At 49.4% G+C, this 18856-nt stretch carries 17 protein-coding genes; 2 read left to right on the plus strand and 15 right to left on the minus strand.

What is annotated here, in order from left to right:
* Positions 1 to 78: 78 nt before the first annotated feature.
* The gene (gene mutS / locus M2387_RS23040) at positions 79 to 2643 is read left to right on the plus strand and encodes a DNA mismatch repair protein MutS (RefSeq protein WP_259052904.1); all 2565 of its coding nucleotides are present in this window, start codon (positions 79 to 81) and stop codon (positions 2641 to 2643) included.
* A 68-nt stretch (positions 2644 to 2711) separates the two neighbouring features.
* On the opposite strand, the gene rpoS is transcribed toward mutS, so the two are convergent.
* The 12 genes from rpoS to cysD form a co-directional block, all read right to left on the minus strand.
* Positions 2712 to 3704 (minus strand): RNA polymerase sigma factor RpoS, encoded by a 993-nt coding sequence (gene rpoS / locus M2387_RS23045; RefSeq protein ID WP_259052906.1) that lies wholly within the window; start codon positions 3702 to 3704, stop codon positions 2712 to 2714.
* Between the two features lie 55 nt (positions 3705 to 3759).
* Positions 3760 to 4881: a murein hydrolase activator NlpD gene (nlpD, locus tag M2387_RS23050; protein WP_259052907.1), complete on the minus strand. Its 1122-nt coding sequence runs from the start codon at positions 4879 to 4881 to the stop codon at positions 3760 to 3762.
* Positions 4882 to 5094: 213 nt separating this feature from the next.
* The gene (locus M2387_RS23055) at positions 5095 to 5721 is read right to left on the minus strand and encodes a protein-L-isoaspartate(D-aspartate) O-methyltransferase (protein WP_259052908.1); all 627 of its coding nucleotides are present in this window, start codon (positions 5719 to 5721) and stop codon (positions 5095 to 5097) included.
* A complete protein-coding gene (gene surE, locus M2387_RS23060) occupies positions 5715 to 6476 on the minus strand; it encodes a 5'/3'-nucleotidase SurE (protein ID WP_259052909.1) in 762 nt (253 codons plus the stop codon). Before surE ends, M2387_RS23055 begins: the two co-directional genes overlap by 7 nt.
* Before the next feature lie 264 nt (positions 6477 to 6740).
* Positions 6741 to 7787: a tRNA pseudouridine(13) synthase TruD gene (truD, locus tag M2387_RS23065; protein ID WP_259052910.1), complete on the minus strand. Its 1047-nt coding sequence runs from the start codon at positions 7785 to 7787 to the stop codon at positions 6741 to 6743.
* Positions 7787 to 8266, minus strand: coding sequence for a 2-C-methyl-D-erythritol 2,4-cyclodiphosphate synthase (gene ispF, locus M2387_RS23070; RefSeq protein WP_259052911.1), 480 nt, complete (start codon positions 8264 to 8266; stop codon positions 7787 to 7789). The genes truD and ispF overlap by 1 nt, the downstream gene beginning before the upstream one ends.
* Positions 8266 to 8976, minus strand: coding sequence for a 2-C-methyl-D-erythritol 4-phosphate cytidylyltransferase (gene ispD / locus M2387_RS23075; RefSeq protein ID WP_259052912.1), 711 nt, complete (start codon positions 8974 to 8976; stop codon positions 8266 to 8268). Before ispD ends, ispF begins: the two co-directional genes overlap by 1 nt.
* Positions 8977 to 8995: 19 nt before the next feature.
* Positions 8996 to 9316, minus strand: a complete 321-nt coding sequence (gene ftsB, locus M2387_RS23080; protein ID WP_259052913.1) for a cell division protein FtsB — start codon at positions 9314 to 9316, stop codon at positions 8996 to 8998.
* Positions 9317 to 9488: 172 nt separating this feature from the next.
* A complete protein-coding gene (locus tag M2387_RS23085; protein ID WP_259052915.1) occupies positions 9489 to 9812 on the minus strand; it encodes a DUF3561 family protein in 324 nt (107 codons plus the stop codon).
* A 50-nt stretch (positions 9813 to 9862) separates the two neighbouring features.
* A complete protein-coding gene (gene cysC, locus M2387_RS23090) occupies positions 9863 to 10468 on the minus strand; it encodes an adenylyl-sulfate kinase (protein ID WP_259052916.1) in 606 nt (201 codons plus the stop codon).
* A complete protein-coding gene (cysN, locus tag M2387_RS23095; protein ID WP_259052917.1) occupies positions 10468 to 11895 on the minus strand; it encodes a sulfate adenylyltransferase subunit CysN in 1428 nt (475 codons plus the stop codon). Before cysN ends, cysC begins: the two co-directional genes overlap by 1 nt.
* An 11-nt stretch (positions 11896 to 11906) precedes the next feature.
* Complete coding sequence (gene cysD / locus M2387_RS23100) at positions 11907 to 12815, minus strand: sulfate adenylyltransferase subunit CysD (protein ID WP_259052918.1); 909 nt, start codon at positions 12813 to 12815, stop codon at positions 11907 to 11909.
* A gap of 329 nt (positions 12816 to 13144) precedes the next feature.
* Here cysD and M2387_RS23105 point away from each other — a divergent pair, with 329 nt between their 5' ends.
* A complete protein-coding gene (locus tag M2387_RS23105) occupies positions 13145 to 14179 on the plus strand; it encodes an aminopeptidase (protein ID WP_259052919.1) in 1035 nt (344 codons plus the stop codon).
* 51 nt (positions 14180 to 14230) lie between these two features.
* Here M2387_RS23105 and cysH read toward each other — a convergent pair whose 3' ends face one another.
* The 3 genes from cysH to cysJ form a co-directional block, all read right to left on the minus strand.
* Positions 14231 to 14962: a phosphoadenosine phosphosulfate reductase gene (gene cysH / locus M2387_RS23110; protein WP_259052920.1), complete on the minus strand. Its 732-nt coding sequence runs from the start codon at positions 14960 to 14962 to the stop codon at positions 14231 to 14233.
* A 91-nt stretch (positions 14963 to 15053) separates the two neighbouring features.
* On the minus strand, positions 15054 to 16766 hold the full coding sequence (cysI, locus tag M2387_RS23115) for an assimilatory sulfite reductase (NADPH) hemoprotein subunit (RefSeq protein WP_259052921.1): 1713 nt from the start codon (positions 16764 to 16766) through the stop codon (positions 15054 to 15056).
* Positions 16766 to 18592, minus strand: a complete 1827-nt coding sequence (gene cysJ / locus M2387_RS23120; RefSeq protein ID WP_259052923.1) for an NADPH-dependent assimilatory sulfite reductase flavoprotein subunit — start codon at positions 18590 to 18592, stop codon at positions 16766 to 16768. The genes cysI and cysJ overlap by 1 nt, the downstream gene beginning before the upstream one ends.
* Positions 18593 to 18856 lie beyond the last annotated feature (264 nt).

Below are 18856 nucleotides of genomic sequence, written 5' to 3' on the forward strand. Positions count from 1 at the left end.
TGAGACAACGTGATACGTAATGAGAATAAAAAACATCACTAACTCATTAAAAATCAATTAAATGGATATTATAAGCTAATGAGTAAAATAGATAATCTGGATTCACACACCCCCATGATGCAGCAGTACTTGCGTCTGAAAGCCGAGCACCCGGATATTCTGCTGTTCTACCGGATGGGTGACTTCTATGAGCTGTTTTATGATGATGCAAAGCGAGCATCTCAGCTGCTCGATATTTCGCTGACCAAGCGCGGTGCTTCTGCGGGTGAGCCTATTCCGATGGCGGGGATCCCGCATCATGCCGCGGATAACTATCTGGCAAAACTGGTACAGCAGGGTGAGTCAGTCGCTATCTGCGAGCAGGTGGGCGATCCGGCTACCAGTAAAGGGCCGGTTGAGCGTAAAGTGCTGCGTATTGTGACTCCGGGTACCATCAGCGATGAAGCTTTGCTGCAAGAGCGCCAGGATAACCTGTTAGCCGCCGTCTGGCATACTCAGAGTGGGTTTGGTTATGCGACGCTGGATATCAGCTCCGGCCGTTTTTTGCTGACCGAGCCGCAAGACAGAGAGACCATGGCAGCGGAATTGCAGCGCACTAATCCCGCTGAATTGCTCTATGCCGAAAACTTTGCAGAGATGAGTCTGATTGAAGGACGTCGCGGGTTACGCCGTCGTCCGCTGTGGGAGTTTGAAATAGAGACCGCGCGTCAGCAGCTGATCCTGCAATTCGGTACGCGCGACCTGACTGGGTTTGGTGTGGAAAACGCCCACCATGCGCTCTGTGCTGCGGGCTGTTTACTGCAGTACGTCAAAGATACTCAACGTACTTCCCTGCCCCATATTCGTTCGGTGATGATGGAGCGTCAGCAAGACAGCATTATTATGGATGCCGCGACGCGTCGTAACCTCGAAATTACGCAGAATCTGTCCGGGGGAACGGATAACACCCTGGCCTCAATACTCGACCGCACCGTAACGCCAATGGGCAGCCGGATGTTAAAGCGCTGGCTTCATTCTCCGGTGCGTAATATCAGCGTGCTGACCCAGCGTCAGCAGGCGATTAGCGCCTTGCAGGATTACAGCAGTGAAATTCAGCCGACGCTGCGTCAGGTTGGGGATTTAGAGCGTATCCTGGCCCGTCTGGCATTGCGTACCGCCCGGCCACGCGACCTGGCGCGTATGCGATACGCTTTCCAGCAGTTGCCGCTGTTAAATACCGTGCTGGAAGAGATTAAACCCGCATCAGTACAGGCATTACGCCAGCAGATGGGCGAGTTTGCCGAGCTGCGCGAACTACTGGAACATGCCATTATTGAGGCTCCGCCGGTACTGATCCGCGATGGCGGGGTTATCGCTCCGGGCTATCATGAAGAGCTGGATGAGTGGCGGGCCCTGGCCGATGGTGCCACCGACTACCTTGATCGTCTGGAAATTCGTGAGCGCGAGAGGCTGGGGCTGGACACCTTAAAAGTCGGCTTTAATGCGATTCATGGTTACTATATTCAGGTCAGCCGCGGGCAGAGTCATCAGGTACCGATTAATTATGTTCGTCGCCAGACGCTGAAAAATGCTGAACGCTATATTATTCCTGAGCTGAAAGAGTACGAAGATAAAGTTCTGACGTCCAAAGGCAAAGCGCTGGCGCTGGAAAAGCAGTTATATGAGCAACTGTTTGACTTGCTGCTCCCCCATCTGGAAGCCCTGCAAAAAAGTGCCGCTGCACTGGCCGAGCTGGATGTGCTGGTTAACCTGGCAGAACGTGCCGATGCGCTGAATTACAGCTGCCCGGTATTTACCGATAAACCGGGTATTAAACTGTCCGAAGCCCGTCACCCTGTGGTTGAGCAGGTCCTCAGCGAACCCTTTATTGCCAACCCACTCAACTTGTCGCCTCAGCGCAGAATGTTGATTATTACCGGCCCTAATATGGGCGGTAAAAGTACCTATATGCGACAAACGGCGCTGATTGTGCTGCTAAGCTATATAGGAAGCTTTGTACCTGCTGAGCAAGCAGAAATTGGCCCGGTTGACAGAATCTTCACCCGTGTCGGCGCTGCGGATGACCTGGCGTCTGGTCGTTCAACCTTTATGGTTGAGATGACGGAAACAGCAAATATTTTACATAACGCTACCGAACATAGCCTGGTTCTGATGGATGAAATAGGACGAGGAACCTCGACCTATGATGGTTTATCCCTGGCCTGGGCCTGTGTGGAGAATCTTGCTAATCGTATTAAGGCTCTGACCTTATTCGCCACGCACTACTTTGAGCTAACCACCCTGCCAGAAAAAATGGAAGGCGTAGTGAATGTCCATCTGGATGCGGTGGAGCACGGGGAAACCATTGCCTTTATGCACAGCGTGCAGGATGGTGCAGCCAGTAAAAGCTATGGTCTGGCGGTAGCGGCTCTGGCGGGTGTACCAAAAGAGGTGATTAAACGCGCGCGGCAGAAACTGCGTGAACTGGAGAGTATTTCAGGCGGCGCGGCAGCCAGTCAGGTGGATGGTACCCAGATGTCTCTGCTGAGCGTTGCCGAAGAAACCTCACCGGCACTGGATGCTCTGGAAACGCTGGATCCGGATAGTTTGTCACCACGTCAGGCACTTGAGTGGATTTACCGTTTGAAAAGCCTGACAAAATAAGCGGGATTAGATTTCAGAAAAAGAAAAAGGCGGTGATTTGGAATCACCGCCTTTTTCGCTTTAATCTTTTATTCCCTGAATAATGCCTCGATACTCAATCCCTGTGATTGCAATATTTCACGTAAACGACGTAAGCCTTCAACTTGGATCTGGCGAACACGTTCACGCGTTAAGTCAATTTCACGACCCACATCTTCAAGCGTTGCTGCTTCATAACCTAACAAACCGAAACGACGCGCCAATACTTCACGCTGTTTGGCATTCAGCTCAAACAACCACTTCACGATGCTTTCTTTCATATCATCGCTTTGTGTTGCCTCTTCTGGTCCGTTATCTCTTTCATCTGCCAGAATATCCAGCAAACCCTTCTCAGAATCCCCACCCAGTGGAGTGTCAATCGAAGTGATACGTTCATTAAGGCGAAGCATTCGACTTACGTCATCAACTGGTCTGTCAAGCTGCAGTGCTATCTCTTCCGCACTCGCTTCATGATCAAGCTTGTGAGAAAGTTCACGTGCAGTACGTAAATAGACATTCAGTTCTTTAACTATATGAATCGGCAAACGTATTGTGCGGGTTTGATTCATAATTGCCCGTTCAATCGTCTGACGAATCCACCAGGTCGCATAAGTTGAAAAACGGAATCCTCTTTCCGGATCAAATTTTTCAACAGCGCGAATCAAACCAAGATTCCCTTCTTCAATCAGATCCAGCAGTGCCAGACCACGATTGCTGTAACGACGAGAGATCTTTACCACCAAACGCAGATTACTTTCGATCATTCTCCGGCGTGACGCAACATCACCACGCAAAGAACGACGAGCAAAGTAAACTTCTTCTTCTGCTGTTAATAACGGCGAGTAACCGATTTCCCCAAGATAAAGCTGAGTGGCATCCAGCACACGCTGGGTTGCCCCTTGCGACAATAGTTCGTCATCCGAAATATCGCCGTCACTGGAGTCCTCGTCTACAAGGGCTTTTTCATCAAAAACCTCAATGCTATTTTCATCATATTCCGCGTCTTCGTTTAACTCGTGAACTTTCAGCGTACTCTGACTCATAAGGTGGCTCCTACCCGTGATCCCTAAGCAAAAACAAAAATGGATGTTTTGCGATTCATCGCTGCGGCAAATAACGCAGCGGGTTTACGGATTTTCCCTTGTAACGAATTTCAAAATGTAAACGTGTCGAACTGGTACCGGTGCTACCCATGGTAGCTATTTTCTGCCCCGCCTTGATGTCCTCTTGTTCCCGGACCAGCATTTTATCATTATGGGCGTAGGCACTCAGGTAATCATCATTGTGTTTTATGATAATTAGATTACCGTAACCGCGTAGCGCATTACCGGCATATACCACGCGCCCTGGGGCGGTCGCGACAATGGCCTGTCCTTTACTACCTGCAATATCAATCCCTTTGTTACCGCCTTCGGTAGCAGCAAAAGTTTCGATAGTTTTACCGTCAGTAGGCCAGCGCCACGAAGAAATTGCGGCACTATTGGAAGTACTGCTGACGGTCGGTTCGGAGTTGTTAACCACTGGCGCAGTAACCGGTGCAGTAACCGGACGGAGCATAGATCCATTACTTGGCGACAAGGTGTTAACTTTATTTTCACCTGAATTCTCAGAATACGTAATAGTTGGTCCGGACGCAACCACCGCGCTGCTATTTTGCGCAGTAGGTTTAATCGCCCCTTGATCACGTGTATCCGCGGCAGTAATCGCATTACCACCGGTAATAGGAACACCTGATGCATTAACAACCTGTAATGTTTGTCCTACTTCAAGATTATAAGGCGCTGAGACGTTGTTGCGTTGTGCCAGATCACGGAAATCGTTCCCAGTAATCCAGGCGATATAAAAAAGGGTATCGCCACGCTTGACGGTATAGCTATTTCCACCTGTATAACTTCCTTTCGGGATGTTGCCATACTGACGGTTATAAACGATACGGCCATTCTGCGTTTGCACAGGAACTGATGCCGCGCTTTGTACTGGCTGGCTTTGTATCACAGGCTGCTGTACGTTCTGTATCTGAGGCTGTGGCACTGATGAGGACATTGTGGGTGGTTTGGTGACCAGCAAACTCCCGCCAGAGGAACCTGCGCGATGATTATTATCGCCAACGGAACTGATCGGCGCTTGCGTGTTATTACTCGTACAACCCACTAGCCACAGGCTTCCAAGTGTTAACATCGCCACCCGGCGTAAAGAAAAAGTTGGGCTTCCCGCGCTCATGTATCCCCCGAAATAAAAACAATGACATATACCCGACCAGTTTCAGTTGCCTGATGGAACCTGCGAACTAAAACACGACTTCTAAGCTCTACACCAGCAATCAACGTGAAGGATGCCGGGTATATATGTATAAAAGCACTATACAAAAGCAGAGGAAAAACATGCCAGTTTTTCTTGATTAAACCTGACAGGTTTCAACTGCTGATGCCAAATTTATGACAGTTCACCACGAATTAAGGGTACAAAACGCACCGCTTCGATGGTGTCAGCTAAAAATTCTTCTCCGTGACGACGGATACGTTTTAATACCTGTTGCTCATCTCCAACCGGTAACACCATGATACCGCCATCAGCAAGCTGCCCGAGTAAGGCAACCGGAATCTCTGATGGTGCGGCGGTGACGATAATGGCATCAAAAGGGGCTTTCGCCTGCCAGCCTTGCCAGCCATCACCATGCCGGGTAGAAATATTATGTAAATCAAGCTGTTTTAAACGACGTCGTGCCTGCCATTGTAGACTTTTTATTCGCTCAACAGAACAAACATGCTCGACTAAATTTGCCAGAATAGCGGTTTGATAACCTGAACCGGTGCCAATCTCCAGTACTCTTGACTGTGGTGTCAGCGCCAGTAACTCGGTCATCCGTGCCACCATATAGGGTTGCGAGATAGTCTGTCCAGAACCAATAGGTAACGCGGTGTTTTCCCAGACTTTATGCTCAAAGGCTTCATCCACAAACTTCTCACGCGGAACCTGGGCCAACGCGCTAAGCACCTGCTCACTTTTAATGCCCTGGGCACGTAGATTATCAAGGAGTGTTTGTACGCGACGACTTACCATTGGGTTTCTACTCCGGCTTTGGCCAGCCAGGAAGTGACCACCTCATGCGCACGATGTGCGGTCAAGTCGACATGCAGCGGTGTCACCGAAACATAGCCGTCATCTATCGCGGCAAAATCGGTATCAGGCGCAGCATCAAGTTGATTTCCGGGAGGGCCAATCCAGTAAACCGTATGTCCGCGAGGATCCTGCTGAGCAATAACTTGATCTGCCGGATGACGGCTACCACAGCGAGTAACGCGAATGCCTTTGATTTGATCGAGCGGTAGGTCCGGAACATTGATATTCAAAATGCGACCAGTACGCAGCGGTTCACGAACCAGAGCGCGTAACAGGAAGCAAGTTACCGCCGCAGCAGTTTCATAGTGCTGATGTCCGTTTAGCGATACCGCCAGAGCCGGGAATCCGAGATGGCGCCCTTCCATAGCAGCGGCAACGGTCCCGGAATAGATAACATCATCGCCGAGATTAGGGCCTGCGTTAATCCCGGAGACAACAATATCTGGCCCGGGGCGCATCAGAGCATTAACCCCGAGATAGACACAGTCTGTTGGCGTTCCCATCTGAACCGATATATCACCATTAGACAGTGTCGTCGCCCGTAACGGCGATTCGAGCGTGAGTGAGTTCGACGCCCCGCTCCGGTTTCGGTCTGGAGCAACAACCTGTACTTCAGCAAATTCACGTAATGCGCTAGCTAAAATCTGAATACCTGGCGCATACACACCATCATCGTTACTCAGCAAAATTCTCATCGAGACAACATCCCATTATTCTTTTAATTAAAAACCGTATGAGAGCTCTAATTATTGTCCGGTTTAATGGTTACACATTCTAAACCAACAGCATCGGATGCACCACCGCCAGCGCAGGAAGGATCAGGACATGAGATGTACATCTTGAGGAAAACCAGAGCCAGTGCATCACGCTTGCGGATAATGCCCTGAGAAAAGGCGCTTATCCGCATATTTGTCATCAAAGGTCTGATACCGTTAATCTTTCGGCAGGCAGGATAGTCATTACTCAGAAATATTAATCTCTTCACCGCCGGTGTTAATTAGTTCGCGTACGACACTCGTGGCAAAGCTCCCCGCAGGTAACCAGAATTTCAGTTCAACGGTAGTATCATCCTGCCAGTGCCACTGAAGTTCCTGGGGTTTAACCAGAATGGCACGACGTGCAGCTTCAACGCGCTCACGCTTTAGCAGGCCTAACAGAACCTCTTCTTCGGCTACACAAGCTTGTTCAAAAGCCAGAGCTGTGCCCTGAGTACCCCATTCACCATCACCGGGTAACGAGGCCGTGATTAATAACTCACCGTTATCAACACGCGCTTGTAACACATTTTGTTCTTCAGCCGTCGCCACAAACCAGCTACCGCGGCCAGCGAGCTGCAACGCATCCCCTTCAATAATCTGATTAACCTCTTTTTCTGCCAGTCTGGTGCTGACAATATGGTTAAACAGAGCACTTCTCGTCGCAGATAACCAAAAACTACGTTTCGTTCTGTCACGCAGAGGCGCATCGCTTTGTGCCCAGCGCAATGCTTGCTGTAAGTTATTGCCATTGATACCGAAACGCTGAGAACCAAAATAGTTCGGCACGCCCACTTTCGCGATTGCTTGCAAACGTATTTCAGCATCATAGCTATCACTGATATTGCGCAAAACCAGACTAAAAGCGTTCCCCTTTAATGCCCCGAGCCGTAATTTACGACGATGGCGGGCATATTCCAGAACCTCACAGTCCTCAAGCTTAAAGGTGCTCATATCTGGCATCTCTTTGCCAGGTAAGCGGACGCAGAACCATTGCTCAGTGACCGCATGCCGGTCTTTCTGACCCGCGAAACTCACCTCACGGGCATGCACTTTAAGAAACTTAGCCAGAGCATCAGCCACAAAACGCGTATTGCAGCCTTTTTTACGTATTCTCAGCAGCAAATGTTCGCCATCACCATCGGGACCAAAACCTAAATCTTCGGTCACCAGGAAATCTTCCGGACTGGCTTTAATCACTCCGCTACCGGATGGCTTGCCGTGCAACCAGGTCAGATTTTGCATATCCATTACTGGGGAGCCTTCTGTAATAACGCCACGGCAGCACAAGCAATGCCTTCGCCTCGGCCGGTAAAGCCCAGTTTTTCACTGGTCGTTGCCTTCACGTTCACATCGTCCATATGACAACCCAGGTCTTCGGCAATAAAGACGCGCATCTGTGGGATATGCGGTGCCATTTTAGGTGCCTGAGCAATAATGGTGATATCAACGTTACCCAGGGTATAACCACGCGCCTGAATACGGCGCCAGGCTTCGCGCAGTAACTCACGGCTATCCGCTCCTTTGTAAGCCGCATCGGTATCAGGGAATAATTTACCGATATCACCTAAAGCAGCAGCCCCAAGCAAGGCGTCGGTAAGCGCATGCAAAGCAACATCGCCATCTGAATGGGCAATCAGCCCTTTTTCAAACGGGATACGAACCCCACCAATCACAATGGGACCTTCGCCGCCAAAAGCATGAACGTCAAAACCATGTCCGATACGCATTACAGATTCTCCGTTTGGGTTAACCGCGTAAGATAAAATTCCGCCAGCGCCAGGTCTTCAGGACGAGTTACTTTAATATTGTCGGCACGGGCACTGATTAATTGAGGATGAAAGCTGCAATATTCCAGCGCTGAAGCTTCATCAGTGATAGTGGCACCTTCATTCAGCGCACGTAGCAGGCAGCTGCGCAACAGCTCCAGTGGGAACAGCTGCGGGGTCAGAGCGTGCCACAGGGCTTCTCGTTCCACGGTATGAGCGATAAGCAAGGCACCAGGCTCGCCACGTTTCATGGTGTCACGTACAGGCGCTGCCAGAATACCGCCAACTTTACTGGTAGCAGTAATAGCCAGTAAACGCTCCAGGTCATCCTGATGTAAGCAGGGACGTGCGGCATCATGTACCAGTACCCATTTCTCGTCACCCGTCACTTGTAAACCAGCCAGCACCGAATCAGCGCGCGTCTGGCCCCCGGTTACGACAGTAACGCGTGGATTAACAGCAAGAGGTAACGATGAAAAGAATTGATCGTCCGGGCTGATAGCGATGATGACCTGGCCAATACGTGGATGCGCCAGCAAACCCGCAACAGAGTGCTCAAGAATCGTCTGGCTACCAATTTTTAGATACTGCTTAGGACATTCCGCTTGCATACGGCTGCCAATACCTGCAGCCGGAACCACGGCAATAATATCCTGAGAGGAGTTGCGCATGCCTTTCACTTGTAGAGAATTATCGATTATTTTGCCCGGCACCTGCATTATTCAAGGCGCGCTTAGAGGCATCCGGAACCAGACGGTAGAAATTTTCACCGGGTTTAATCATGCTTAATTCGTTGCGAGCACGTTCTTCAATCGCTTCCTGCCCGCCGTTAAGATCGTCAATTTCAGCAAACAGCTGATCGTTACGCGATTTTAACTTGGCATTAGTCGCCTGTTGCACCGTGACATCTTCACTGATCCGGGTGTAATCGTTGATACCGTTTTTCCCAAACCACAGTGAATACTGGAACCAAGCCAGCAGACACAGCAACAGTAGCGTTAATTTACCCATCCAGCCCCCTGAAAAACGGCACAATCATCCCACAACTCTTTTGTTGACTCCACTAGGGGAACAAGGGTACCCACTATATTGCGGTGAAATTTATCACAGAACGCGAAGTGATGCGCGTTTGCAGCGCATTTCGCTGATAATAGTAGACGAGGACGAGGTTTTTATGAACTGGTCAGTTTAATAACCAAAATAACAAGACACCAAACATCAACCCAACCAGCACTAAGGTTGTCAGAGCACTGAACACCAGTTTAGCGCCGGACAAAGAATACATGGCAACACCGATGACCACCGATAATGGCATCAGTGCGAGGAAGAATGGCCAAGTGTAAAGAAAGAAAAACAGAGTATTCAGGCCATACAACAAAAATGGAATACCAAGAGCCAGTAACCACGACAAAAAGCCAATAAAGGCTCCGGGTACTGACCAGGCTTTCTCTTCAGGCGTAGGCCTTGAATCAGCCAGAGAAATATAATAATTCGAGCTGTTGCGCATAGCGTATTCGTAACTCTGATGTCTGGGGGCATTATACCCCCAGATAGGATTCAGAGATTGATAATATCCTTACCACGTAACAGATCTAATATTTGAGTCACTAAATTTGTTACTAATTGTTCACCCGCAAGATGCAACTCAGGATTTTCAGGAGCTTCATAAGCAGAATCAATGCCAGTAAAATTGGTTAATTCTCCGGCTCTTGCCTTCTTATAAAGACCTTTTGGATCCCGTGATTCACAAATTTCCAATGGCGTATCGATAAATATTTCGTAAAAATCTGAGTCACCAATTAACTCACGAACGAGCTGGCGTTCAGCCTGGTAGGGTGAAATAAAGGCGGTTAATACCACGAGTCCGGCATCCACCATTAGCTTAGCGACTTCACCCACCCGACGGATATTCTCTTTACGGTCATTCTCACTAAAGCCTAAGTCGCGACACAAACCGTGGCGAATATTATCGCCATCCAGTAAGTAAGTGCTGATACCACGCGCATGCAATGCCGTTTCCAGCGCGCCTGCAACGGTCGATTTTCCCGAACCCGAGAGTCCGGTAAACCACAGCACGGCACCACGTTGCTGGTGCAGGGCTTCACGCTGCTCTCGCGTCACGGCATGGGCGTGCCAGACGACATTATCATCATGGCTTGCCATTACTTTCCTCCCAGCAAATCGCGCGCACCCCAGTGTGGGAAGTGGTGACGCACTAAAGCATTCAGTTCTAGCTCAAAGGCGCTAAATTCTGCGGGTGTCTGCTTAACGCTGTTCAGAGGTTCGCGAACCATACCTGCACCGACTGTGACGTTGCTCAAACGGTCGATAAAGATAAGTCCACCGGTCACCGGGTTCTGCTGATAAGTATCCAGCACCAAAGGCTCATCAAAGGTCAGACTGACCAGGCCAATGCCGTTGAGCGGTAAACTGTCCGCCTCCAGATGGGTCAGAGAGTTAATTTCTACCTGATACTCTATAGCATCAACATGGGCACGGGTTTTCTTCCCAGCTATCTTGATATCATAGCCCTGACCGGGTTTCAGCGGCTGCTCGGCCATCCATACGACATCAACTTTAGCACTTTGCACCGGCTCAAGTTTTTGTCCGGCATCAACCAGTAAATCTCCACGGCTGATATCTATTTCATCTTTCAGTACCAGAGTAATCGCTTCGCCAGCGATTGCGTTCTCAAGTTTGCCATCAAAGGTGACAATCTCAGCAATAGATGACTCCACCCCTGAAGGTAAAACCTTCACTCGCTGACCGACATACACTGTTCCGGATGCCAGAGTACCCGCATAGCCGCGAAAATCGAGGTTCGGGCGGTTAACATACTGAACCGGGAAGCGCATAGGTTGTTGGTCAACATCCCGCGCTATATCTACTGTTTCCAGTACGCTTAGTAACGTTGGACCGCTATACCAAGGCATCGTGGTACTTGGGCTGGCAACATTATCCCCTTCGAGGGCCGAAAGTGGCACAAAGCGAATATCCAGGTCTGAAGGCAGCTGTTGAGCAAAGTTCAGATAATCCTGTTTAATCTCTTCAAATCTGGACTCTTTAAAATCAACTAAGTCCATTTTATTCACCGCGACAACCAGATGCTTAATACCCAATAAAGTGGTAATAAAGCTGTGACGGCGGGTCTGATCCAGTACACCTCTTCTGGCATCAATCAGTAAGATTGCCAGTTCGCAGGTCGAGGCTCCCGTCGCCATATTACGGGTATACTGCTCATGCCCTGGCGTATCCGCGATAATAAACTTACGCTTTTCAGTGGAAAAATAGCGGTAGGCAACGTCAATAGTAATACCCTGCTCGCGTTCAGCCTGTAAGCCATCCACCAGCAAAGCCAGATCCAGTTTCTCACCTTGCGTCCCGTGACGTTTACTGTCGGTATGCAGGGAAGAGAGCTGATCTTCATAAATCTGCCGGGTATCGTGCAGCAGACGCCCAATCAGGGTACTTTTACCATCATCAACACTGCCGCAAGTCAGAAAACGCAGCAGGCTTTTATGTTGTTGAGCGTGCAGATAAGACTCTACACCGCCTTCGTCAGCAATTTGTTGTGCAATAGTCGTGTTCATCTGGCGGTTCCTTAGAAATAACCTTGACGTTTTTTCAGCTCCATAGAGCCTGCCTGGTCGCGGTCGATAACGCGTCCCTGTCGTTCACTGGTGGTTGAGACCAGCATTTCTTCGATTATCGAAGGCAGTGTCTGAGCACTGGACTCAACTGCACCGGTCAACGGCCAGCAACCTAAGGTACGGAAACGCACCATACGCTGTTGTATTTCTTCGCCTGGCTGCAACTCGATACGATCGTCATCCACCATCATCAGCATACCGTCACGTTCGATGATCGGACGAGGTGCAGCAAGGTAAAGTGGAACGATATTGATATTTTCTAAGTAGATGTACTGCCAGATATCAAGTTCAGTCCAGTTGGACAACGGAAATACGCGGATACTTTCACCTTTGTTGATTTGACCGTTATAGTTATGCCACAACTCAGGACGCTGGTTTTTAGGATCCCAGCGGTGAAAACGATCGCGGAAAGAGTACATACGCTCTTTCGCACGGGACTTTTCTTCATCACGGCGCGCACCGCCAAATGCAGCATCAAAACCATATTTATTCAGGGCCTGTTTTAGCCCCTCGGTTTTCATGATATCCGTATGCTTGGCGCTACCATGTACAAAGGGGTTAATCCCCATCGCCACGCCTTCCGGGTTTCGATGAACAATCAGCTCACAGCCATACTCTTTGACCGTACGGTCGCGAAATTCATACATTTCACGAAATTTCCAGCCCGTGTCCACATGCAGTAAAGGGAATGGTAATGTTCCTGGATAGAAGGCTTTGCGTGCCAGGTGCAACATCACTGAGGAATCTTTACCAATGGAGTACATCATCACCGGATTAGAAAACTCGGCAGCAACTTCACGAATAATATGGATACTCTCAGCTTCCAATTGTCGCAAGTGAGTAAGTCGATTTTGGTCCATAACCTTCCCTTAAGCGAAAAACATTACGGCTGCTCGTTGTCAGCCGTTTGAGATTTAATCTAACAGGACTATAAATCGCGACTTGATCGGTTATGAAATTACTATTTGGAATGAGTCGTTCCAAAAAGTAATAACGAAATGGCAAAGCTCACAACAAATTGTGCTTAACCACCTAATTTATTCAGGTTTAAACACAATTATCATTGGCTATCCACTGCCACAGTTTCATACTAGAAGGGGTTAAAAAATATCGCTCTCCGACAGGGTTGGCATCACTTCTCATGACTCCGGGCCGGATAGTAAAGAATGAAGATGAATAAGGATCTATCATGTTCTCCGCTGTACGCCGCCTGCTGCTTTGCCTGATGCTGGGGTTTTATTCTGTTAGCGTTTTTTCTGCTTCCCATTCTGTGAAAATCGGTGAGATTGCTGAACAACAAACTCGATATATTGCGAGCCATTTTCCTGGTCGTATGGCAGGAAGCCCGGCTGAGTTACTGACCGCTGATTATCTGATGCAGCAATTTAAATCCTGGGGATACCAAAGCGATATCCGCCAGTTTACTGCACGCTATCCTTATACTCAGGCTGATGGCCAGCAAAGTGAGCAAAACATCACGGGTAATAGCGTGATAGCCGTTCACCCGGGAAAAGAACCACAACAAATTATTATCATGGCGCATCTGGATACTTGGATCCCGCTAAGCGATAAAGACAGAGATAATAATCTTGGCGGCTTATCGTTACAGGGTCTGGATGACAATGCCTCAGGTCTGGGGGTGATGCTGGAGCTGGCACAACGACTGCGCGATACGCCAACCCGCTATAGTATCCGTTTTATCGCCACCAGTGGTAAGCAGCTCGGCGCTGCCGGAGCCAGTAGCGTGCTGCAAAGGATGAGTCAGGAGGAGCAAAAAAATACGCTTCTGGTGATTAATCTGGACAGTCTGATCGTCGGGGAAAAGCTCACGTTTATCAGTAGCGCGTCAACCCCGGCAGCAGTGCGGAAACTGGGCCGCGACAAAGCTATCGCTCTGGCGAATCAGTTTGCTATTCCGGCCGCCATCCAGTCCGATATAATGTCCGCAAAAGAGGGTGATTTTTATCGGGAGATAGCGTTATTTGATAGTACTGGTATTCCTGTACTCTCGGTGAGCGCCGGACGGGTGGCAAAAAAACAATATCAGCCGCAGCAACGTGCCCTTAGCAAGGCTTTTCCTGAAGGCACAGTACACCACCAGGCCGCACGGGATAATATGCAGTATCTGGATAAATGGTTACCCGGAAGAATCAAACAGCGTACCCGCGATAGCGTAAGGATTATGCTACCGCTGGTAAAAATTTTGGCTAAAGCAGAGAAATAGTCCGATTAACATCCGCCCTGTCGATGAGTCCAGGGCGGGTTCACTCAAGCGTTACTCATGTAACCCACATTCGCGTTTTAAGCCAAAGAAACGGGTTTCTTCCTCCGCCATGCCAGGCTCCCATTTACGGGTTGTATGGGTGTCTCCCACCGATAAGTAGCCTTTATCCCACAGAGGATGATACTTCAGCCCATGCTCAGTCAGATACTGATATACGGTGCGGTTATCCCAGTCAATGATTGGCAGAATTTTAAACACACCGCGCTGAACACCGAGCACCGGTAAATGAGCCCGGCTTCCCGACTGCTCACGGCGCAGACCCGCAAACCAGGTTTGAGCATTAAGCTCCTGTAATCCCCGATTCATAGGTTCGACTTTGTTGATGTCGTTGTAGCGGGTGATGCCTTCCACTCCCTGTTCCCAGAGTTTTCCGTAACGCGCTTCCTGCCAGGCGGCACTTTCAGGCGCACGGTAAACCTTAAGGTTCAGATTCAGCTTTTCAGTTAGCTCATCAATAAACTGATAGGTTTCAGGAAACAGATAACCGGTATCAGTGAGAATAACCGGAATATCTGGCCGCTGCCGGGTCACCAGATGCAAACAAACCGCAGCCTGAATACCAAAACTTGAAGACAACACAAACTCACCCGGTAAATGTTCCAGTGCCCAGGCAACACGCTGCTCGGCGTTCAGTTTTTCCAGGTCATTATTGACCTGTGCCAGCGCGATTGCGCGTTCAACTGACGACAGTTCATTTAAGGTAGTTAAGCTTGGTAAGGACATAGGCAACTCGACTTTAGCGAAAAGAGTGAATGTGGCTGCCTGTTACCCGTTATGGCGCAACAGACAGCTCAGACTGATACATCAGTCAGTATTAATCCCAGAGATCACGGGCGGGATCCAGCACCGGACGGATAATGCCGGTACGGATAGTAAAGTCACCAAAGCCTTCTTTAGCTTTCCGTTCTGTAGCCCAGCGCCCCACTAACTCATCAATGGAAGCGAGGATTTCTGGTTCAGTAATATTTTCCCGGTACATGCGCGGTATCCGGGTGCCGATGCGATTGCCGCCGATATGTAAGTTATAGCGACCCGGAGCTTTACCGACCAGACCAATCTCAGCGAGCATCGCACGGCCACAGCCATTCGGACAACCGGTCACACGGGTGACGATATGCTCATTTGGAACGTTATGCTTTACCAGTACCTGCTCTACCTTGGTAACGAACTGAGGCAAGAAGCGCTCTGCCTCCGCCATTGCCAGCGGGCAAGTAGGGAAAGCAACACAAGCCATCGAGTTTTCGCGTTGTGGCGTAACAGAGTCCATTAAGCCATGTGCTTTCGCCAGTTTCTCAATTTTAGCTTTTTCGCTTTTCGGTACGCCGGCAACAATCAGGTTCTGGTTGGCGGTTAAGCGGAAATCGCCCTGGTGAATACGTGCAATTTCCAGTAACCCGGTTTTTAACGGCTTATCCGGATAATCAAGGATACGCCCGTTTTCAATAAACAGCGTCAGATGCCATTTATCATCAATGCCTTTCACCCAGCCAATGCGATCGCCACGACTCGTGAATTTGTAGTCACGGGTCGGTTCAAATTTAATTCCCGCACGACGCTCAACTTCCGCTTTGAAGACGTCCACTCCGACACGTTCCAGAGTGTATTTAGTTTTGGCATTTTTACGATCGGTACGGTTGCCCCAGTCGCGCTGAGTCGTGACCACCGCCTCTGCTACCGCCAGCGTATGCTCCAGTGGAATATAACCAAATTCACTTGCAGTACGGGCATAGGTATTTTTATTGCCGTGTTCAATGGATAAGCCACCACCCACCAGCAGGTTAAAGCCTATCAGTTTGCCGTTTTCCGCAATCGCAATGAAGTTCATGTCGTTAGCATGAAGATCGACGTCATTTTGTGGCGGAATAACCACTGTGGTTTTAAATTTACGCGGCAGATAGGTCTGGCCAAGAATAGGCTCTTCATCTGTGGTCGCGACCTTTTCCTGATCCCACCAGATTTCCGCGTAAGCACGAGTGCGCGGCAGCAAGTGTTCGGACAGCTTTTTCGCCCACTCATAGGCTTCCTGATGCAGCTCTGACTCAACCGGGTTAGAGGTACACAGAACATTACGGTTAACGTCGTTAGCCGTCGCCAGGGCATCCAGACCCACTTCATGCAACATTTCATGCGCAGGCTTAACGTTATTTTTTACAATACCGTGAAACTGGAAAGTCTGACGGTTAGTGATACGAATACTGCCGTACAGGGTTTTGTCTTCAGCAAATTTATCTATCGCTACCCACTGCTGAGGCGAAATAATGCCACCCGGTAAGCGGCAACGCAGCATCATGGTATGACGAGGCTCAAGCTTTTGCTCTGCACGTTCAGCACGAATATCGCGGTCATCCTGCTGGTACATACCGTGAAAACGGATCAGCAGGAAGTTATCGCCGTGAAAACCACCGGTGAGACCTTCTTTCAAGTCTTCTTTGATGGTGCCACGTAAATAATTGCTGTCGAGTTTCAGTCGTTCGGCATCGGCCAGCTTACCTTCGACCACTAAAGGCCCGGGGTGTTTTTCACTCATTAGTAGACATCTCGCTGATAACGGCGCTCAACGCGCAGCTCACTTAAAAATTCATCCGCCGTTTCGGTATCCATTCCACCGTGTTCGGCAACCACTTCCAGTAAAACTTGCTCAACGTCTTTAGCCATGCGACTTGCATCTCCACAGACGTAAATGTGGGCTCCCTCTTGGATCCAGCGCCACAGTTCTGCACCTTTTTCGCGCAGTTTATCTTGTACGTATATTTTATGTTTTTGATCACGAGACCAGGCGAGGTCAATATTGGTCAGCAAACCGTCTTTGGCATAGCGCTGCCATTCAACCTGGTAGAGAAAATCTTCGGTAAAGTGCGGGTTACCAAAGAACAGCCAGTTTTTACCGCTGGCGCCTTCGTTGTCACGCTGTTGCATGAAGGCACGGAAAGGTGCAATCCCCGTTCCCGGACCAATCATAATGACCGGCGTTTCTGGGTTGGCTGGCAGACGGAAGTTATCGTTATGTTCAATAAACACACGAACTTCACCCTCTTCTTCAAGGTGGTCAGCGAGGAAACCAGAAGCGCCACCGGTACGGGCACGACCTTCGATGTCATAGCGTACCACCCCGACGGTAATATGCACTTCGCTCTCGGCCTCAGCCTGTGAGGAAGCAATAGAATACAGACGAGGCGTCAGAGGACGTAACAGCCCGATAAGTTGCTCAGCACTCAGTTCTGCCGGGGCAAAACGGACCATATCGACAATCGGCGTGGTTTGCGCGTAATGCTGAAGTTTCGCTTTATCCCCCACCAGCTCAAGTAATGGGGTATTGCGTGTCAACTGGGCGTATTGCTCAACGATATTGGCGGTATTAACGGTCAGTTCAAAATGTTCGCTCAGAGCCTGGCTCAAAGGTAACGTTTTGCCCTCAACCTGGACACTTTCATCACCTTTCAGCCACAGCAGCTCAACCAGTTCTTGCACCAGCTCCGGGGAGTTGTTATACCAGACGCCCAGCGCGTCTCCCGGCTGATAACGCAGACCAGAATCACCGAGATCAATCTCAAAATGGCGGACATCTTTATCTGAAGCACGTCCGGTTATTTTTTGATTAACCGAGAGCGTTGCCGTCAGCGGTGACTCTTTGCTGTATAAATCGCTGTGGGCGGTAGTCTGATTTCCAGATGCTGCCGTTGCAGTTGCCGGAGCGGCTGCAGGGACACGGGCTTTCAGCCGGGTGACCAGGTTATCGCGCCAGGTTTTCGCATCAGCCTGATACTCAACATCCGCATCAACCCTGTCTAACAGACGTTCTGCGCCCAGCTCGGCCAGACGAGTATCGAAGTCTTTACCCGCCTTGCAGAAAAATTCATACGACGAGTCACCGAGGCTGAAGACGGCAAAAGCGCTATCTTCCAGACGAGGGGCTTTTTTCGAGAACAGGAATTTATGCAGCGCAACCGCCTCTTCAGGCGTCTCACCCTCACCTTGAGTCGAGGTGATAATAATCAGCAGTTTTTCCTGGGCAATTTGCTTGAACTTATAGTCCCCGGCATTCACCAGGTTCACTTTAAGGTCTGCTGCCAGCAGTTCATCACGTAATTGCTCGCTAACACGACGCGCATTACCGGTTTGTGAAGCAGAGATCAACGTAATGGTCGGAGTCTCGGCAATCGCAGCTACCGCTACTGCCGCAGCCGGAGTCCCTAAAACGCCAGAGGCCTGAGCGGGTTGATTAACAACCCCCCAGAAATAACCGGACAACCAGGCGAGCTGGGTGTGAGAAAGGTCGGTTGTTGCCGCCTGAAGATGAGCCAGCTGCTCCTGATTCAAGGGCAGCATCGTGGTCGGTGGAGCCTGAGTTGTCATGCGTTTTAGGATTCCGGTAGCTGAGACGAAAAAGAGCTTATTAAAGGTAATGGCACTAAATTAACGAGTGAGTTAACAACAATTAAAGACAGGATAGCAATAACAAATAACCAAAATGACTAACCGTATTTTCAGATAACGCATAGTGGTAAAACAGGTTAATTAACCACATGATATTTATGATTTTTTTTGACTATTTATGGGCTTTTAAAAACGACAGATAAACTGGAAAGGTTTAGTTAATGCGAAAAAAACTCCTTTCCG

This window comes from Klebsiella sp. BIGb0407, assembly GCF_024807845.1.
In the GTDB taxonomy this organism is placed as follows: Bacteria; Pseudomonadota; Gammaproteobacteria; order Enterobacterales; family Enterobacteriaceae; genus JGM124.

Bases quoted from the DNA above. Each gene is read 5' to 3' on its own strand.
- cysN (WP_259052917.1), bottom strand. From the start codon at position 11,895: ATGAACACGACTATTGCACAACAAATTGCTGACGAAGGCGGTGTAGAG.
- ftsB (WP_259052913.1), bottom strand. From the start codon at position 9,316: ATGGGTAAATTAACGCTACTGTTGCTGTGTCTGCTGGCTTGGTTCCAG.
- M2387_RS23105 (WP_259052919.1), top strand. From the start codon at position 13,145: ATGTTCTCCGCTGTACGCCGCCTGCTGCTTTGCCTGATGCTGGGGTTT.
- M2387_RS23085 (WP_259052915.1), bottom strand. From the start codon at position 9,812: ATGCGCAACAGCTCGAATTATTATATTTCTCTGGCTGATTCAAGGCCT.
- rpoS (WP_259052906.1), bottom strand. From the start codon at position 3,704: ATGAGTCAGAGTACGCTGAAAGTTCACGAGTTAAACGAAGACGCGGAA.
- cysJ (WP_259052923.1), bottom strand. From the start codon at position 18,592: ATGACAACTCAGGCTCCACCGACCACGATGCTGCCCTTGAATCAGGAG.
- nlpD (WP_259052907.1), bottom strand. From the start codon at position 4,881: ATGAGCGCGGGAAGCCCAACTTTTTCTTTACGCCGGGTGGCGATGTTA.
- M2387_RS23055 (WP_259052908.1), bottom strand. From the start codon at position 5,721: ATGGTAAGTCGTCGCGTACAAACACTCCTTGATAATCTACGTGCCCAG.
- truD (WP_259052910.1), bottom strand. From the start codon at position 7,787: ATGGATATGCAAAATCTGACCTGGTTGCACGGCAAGCCATCCGGTAGC.
- surE (WP_259052909.1), bottom strand. From the start codon at position 6,476: ATGAGAATTTTGCTGAGTAACGATGATGGTGTGTATGCGCCAGGTATT.
- cysC (WP_259052916.1), bottom strand. From the start codon at position 10,468: ATGGCAAGCCATGATGATAATGTCGTCTGGCACGCCCATGCCGTGACG.
- ispD (WP_259052912.1), bottom strand. From the start codon at position 8,976: ATGCGCAACTCCTCTCAGGATATTATTGCCGTGGTTCCGGCTGCAGGT.
- ispF (WP_259052911.1), bottom strand. From the start codon at position 8,266: ATGCGTATCGGACATGGTTTTGACGTTCATGCTTTTGGCGGCGAAGGT.
- cysD (WP_259052918.1), bottom strand. From the start codon at position 12,815: ATGGACCAAAATCGACTTACTCACTTGCGACAATTGGAAGCTGAGAGT.
- mutS (WP_259052904.1), top strand. From the start codon at position 79: ATGAGTAAAATAGATAATCTGGATTCACACACCCCCATGATGCAGCAG.
- cysH (WP_259052920.1), bottom strand. From the start codon at position 14,962: ATGTCCTTACCAAGCTTAACTACCTTAAATGAACTGTCGTCAGTTGAA.
- cysI (WP_259052921.1), bottom strand. From the start codon at position 16,766: ATGAGTGAAAAACACCCCGGGCCTTTAGTGGTCGAAGGTAAGCTGGCC.